Annotated in this window: 3 protein-coding genes; all 3 read left to right on the top strand. The window is 43.3% G+C overall.

All coding sequences use genetic code 11. From position 1 onward, the window contains the following. Positions 1-1638 (top strand): heavy metal translocating P-type ATPase (locus QUA23_RS30665; RefSeq protein WP_333110709.1); only part of this gene is annotated, 1638 nt, incomplete at its 5' end. Positions 1639-1705: 67 nt separating this feature from the next. Next, a complete protein-coding gene (locus tag QUA23_RS30660; protein WP_333075472.1) occupies positions 1706-2353 on the top strand; it encodes a hypothetical protein in 648 nt (215 codons plus the stop codon). A gap of 54 nt (positions 2354-2407) precedes the next feature. Next, positions 2408-3204: vitamin K epoxide reductase family protein (locus QUA23_RS30655; protein ID WP_333110706.1), on the top strand; the 797-nt coding region annotated here is incomplete at its 3' end.

The following is a 3204-nucleotide window of genomic DNA, read 5'->3' as shown; positions in this document are numbered from 1 at the left end:
GGCGCTGTCGCTATTCACAAACTCCCGGAAGCAGTCGGGGTGATGTTGTTTTTCAAAATCGGAGAACTTTTTCAAGAATTTGCCGTTGGGCGATCGCGTCAATCAATTCGATCGCTTTTAGAAATTCGCCCAGACAGCGCCAACCTCAAGGCAAATGGCGACATCAAAAAAGTTCCGCCAGAAACCGTAGCCGTCGGCGATATCATCCTTGTCAAACCGGGAGAAAAAATTCCCTTAGACGGTGAAATTATCGACGGCAACTCTCAGATTGACACATCTGCACTAACTGGAGAATCAGTACCTCGAACAGTGAAAGTTGGAGAAACAGTTTTAGCAGGAACAATTAACCAGACAGGAGTTCTCACCGTCAAAGTTACCAAACTCTTCGGCGAATCTTCAATCTCCAGAATTCTGGAATTAGTAGAAAATGCCAGAAGCAAAAAAGCTGAAACTGAGAAATTTATCACCAAATTTGCCAGTTACTACACGCCGTTTGTAGTATTTGCATCGCTAGCAGTGGCTTTAATTCCGCCTTTGTTCATTTCAGGAGCAACTAATGCCGATCGCTTTTTATGGGTTTACCGCGCCCTAGTGTTGTTAGTTATTTCCTGCCCTTGCGGATTGGTGATTAGCATTCCTCTCGGATACTTTGGGGGAATTGGCGGTGCAGCAAAGCGCGGTATTTTGGTTAAAGGAGCAACTTTTTTAGATACCCTGACAGCAGTCAAGACAGTTGTTTTGGACAAAACAGGAACTCTGACAAAAGGAGTTTTTAAAGTGGCACAAATTGTGCATCATAATGGTTTTTCACAATCTGAGTTAATGGAGATAGCGGCTAAAGTAGAATCTCAATCAAATCATCCAGTTGCCAAATCTATTCTGGAAGCTTACGGCGGAAAAATTGATTCATCGGATGTGAAAGATTACGAAGAAATAGCGGGACACGGCATCCGAGCCAAATTAAATAATCAAATTGTGCTTGCGGGAAATGACCGTTTGCTGCACCGAGAAAACATTGCTCATGATGCCTGCAATGCTGAAGGTACTGTCGTCCATTTAGCGGTAGACAACCGCTATGCTGGGTATATTTTGATTGCTGACGAGCTGAAGGAAGACGCTGTACAGGCTATTCGCGACCTCAAAAAATTAGGTGTTGAGCGAATCGTGATGCTCACAGGAGATAATCAAGCTGTAGCCGATAGTGTTGCGAAAAAGCTCGGTTTAGATTCCTATTTAGCCGAGTTATTACCCGAAGGAAAAGTCGAGGCGATCGAAAAACTGATCGGTCAATCTAGAAAAGGCGATAAAATTGTCTTTGTCGGGGACGGAATTAATGATGCACCAGTGCTTGCTAGAGCTGATGTGGGCATAGCGATGGGGGGTTTGGGTTCGGATGCGGCGATCGAAACTGCCGATGTTGTAATTATGTCAGATGCACCGTCAAAGGTGGCTGAAGCCATCCAAATTGCCCGAAAAACTCACAATATTGTTTGGCAAAATATCATTTTTGCCATGTTAGTCAAAGGCATATTTATTGCTTTGGGTGCTTTTGGGTTAGCTACCATGTGGGAGGCAGTTTTTGCCGATGTTGGGGTAGCTCTAGCAGCTATTTTCAATGCAACTAGAGTTTTAAAGTAGTCCGCTGAAAAACTCCATGAGGGCGGGCAACTCCTCCCGCCTTGTAGAAATTTGTAGAGGAAAGTAAATGGAAAGCCTCATTAAAATTCTGTTGGGAAGTCTAGCTCTTAGTATTATTCACGCATTAATTCCCAGCCACTGGATGCCCTTAATTGCCATTGGTAAAACTGAAAATTGGTCACGCAGCGAAACTTTGCGGGCAACATTAATTACAGGAATTGCTCATACCCTCAGCATTATCCTAATTGGAATTGTCATCGGCTTATTCGGTTACAAGTTGGCTGCTACCTATGTAGAGACAGCTAAAATAATTGCGCCTTTAGTTTTATTGGTTTTAGGAATTATCTATCTTTTGGCCGAGTTAGATAGTTCTCGCAGACACCACCACCATCATGCTGAAACAGCTAATTTAACTACCAAGCGCTCGCAATTTCAAATTCTAGCTGTTTTAGGAACAGGAATGTTTTTCTCGCCTTGCATCGAAATAGAAGCCTATTTTTTTTCAGCAGGAGCGATTGGTTGGCGCGGCATACTTGTAGTTTCTGTCGTCTACTTAGTGGTGACAGTTTTGGGAATGGTTTTGCTAGTAGATTTGGGCATGAAAGGAGTTAATGCTTTAGAAGAAAAGCTGCATTTCTTCGAGCATCACGAACAAGGATTAACCGGAGTCGTGTTAATACTTTTAGGAGTTGTGGCTTATTTCCTCAAAGTGTAAAATGGTGGGTGATAAACTCTAGTATTGCAAAATATTCAGCACAGGAAAAATATTATGCGTCGTCAACGTTCTCTGCCTTGGATTCACCGTTATTCTCGACCCATTACGGCAGGAATTGCCTCGATAGGGGCTGCGATCACTGCCTATCTAACAGTAGTCAAGTTATCCAACGGAACGGCAGTTTGTCCGATCGAAGGCTGCGATATCGTGCTTTCGAGTCCCTATGCCTATGTCTTTGGTTTGCCTCTTTCTTTGTTCGGTTTTTTGGGCTATTTGAGCATGATAGTTTTTGCCGTAGCTCCCCTACTTGTTAATCCTGCAGAACAGAAGAGTCTCCGCTCTAAGTTAGAGTCTTGGACGGGACTATTTCTGTTTGCTGGTAGCACAGCTATGACGATTTTCAGCGGCTATCTGATGTATGTACTGGCTGTTGATATCAAAGCAGCTTGTATTTACTGTATTGCGTCTGCTTTGTTTGCAACTAGCTTGTTTGTCTTAGCATTAATCGGTCGCGAATGGGATGATATCGGGCAACTATTTTTTATAGGTATTCTGGTGTCTATGTTAGTGCTGATTTCTTCTCTGGCTCTTTATGCCGATGTCAATAATCTCGGTACAGCTAAGGAAACAAGTATGAATACCACAACATCTTCTGGTACTTCAGAAATGGCTTTAGCCCGACATTTAAAAAGAGTGGGAGCTAAAATGTACGGCTCTTTTACCTGCGATCACTGTCAGATGCAGAAGGAAAGTTTTGGCAAAGAAGCGGCTCGCATTATCAATTATATCGAGTGCAATCCGCAAGGGAAAAATGCTCGCCGCGATCTTTGCGAAGCTGCCAAGATTCAGGG

The organism is Microcoleus sp. Pol1C5 (assembly GCF_036701115.1).
Classification (GTDB): Bacteria; Cyanobacteriota; Cyanobacteriia; order Cyanobacteriales; family Microcoleaceae; genus Microcoleus.
Note: the sequence above shows the minus strand (reverse complement) of the source record. Positions and strands in the feature narration are given on the sequence as shown.

What these genes read in the sequence shown, in the direction of transcription:
- QUA23_RS30660 (WP_333075472.1), top strand. Translation starts at nt 1,706, where the DNA reads ATGGAAAGCCTCATTAAAATTCTGTTGGGAAGTCTAGCTCTTAGTATT.